The organism is Cyclobacterium roseum (genome assembly GCF_010119225.1).
GTDB classification, from domain to species: Bacteria; Bacteroidota; Bacteroidia; order Cytophagales; family Cyclobacteriaceae; genus Cyclobacterium; species Cyclobacterium roseum.
On record NZ_WNKF01000058.1, the window covers coordinates 1 to 524 of the forward strand.

The 524-nt window shown below is 53.6% G+C and carries 1 protein-coding gene; it reads right to left on the reverse strand.

From position 1 onward, the window contains the following. Nucleotides 1-276, reverse strand: a 276-nt coding sequence (locus GJQ68_RS23125; protein ID WP_162419623.1) for a hypothetical protein, incomplete at its 3' end; no start/stop codon positions are given. Nucleotides 277-524 lie beyond the last annotated feature (248 nt).

Genomic DNA, 524 nt, shown 5'->3' on the forward strand with positions numbered 1-524 from the left:
AGCCCCGGGTAAGCCGACAAGGGAGGCGCAGCCCGGGGTAGTCGCGGTCTTGCGCTCCCTGCATTGGCTATTCAGCCGCTCAATAGTGAAGGCAGCTTGCCGCCAATGCCCGGGATGGTTCTGTTTCAGGTTGACGCAGATGGCAGGACAAAGGCTGATGGGGGTAGTAAACGCCAATTCCTTCCGTACTTTTGGCTTGATCCAAAAGTACCAAACCTGCCTACCGGCAGGCAGGAGATCAAGACAAAAAAATCCTTCCCCCCGCAATCCTCCCACGCGGCCCGGTTTTGTGCCGGCCTGCCCGCTTCTTTCAATCGTAGACGTTCGATCAAAATTAGCCGATGCTTCGAAAATCGGTTCCTGGCAAAAAGTACGGACTCATACATCAGCGGACAACCAGCTCCTTAACCCTTAACAACCAGGCTTGAATCCAAAGTAACGGCTGACTGCCAGGTAGCCACGATGAATACCTCAGCCGGATTCGAACATAACCAACACGATTGGACCTAAATTGTATGGTAGCC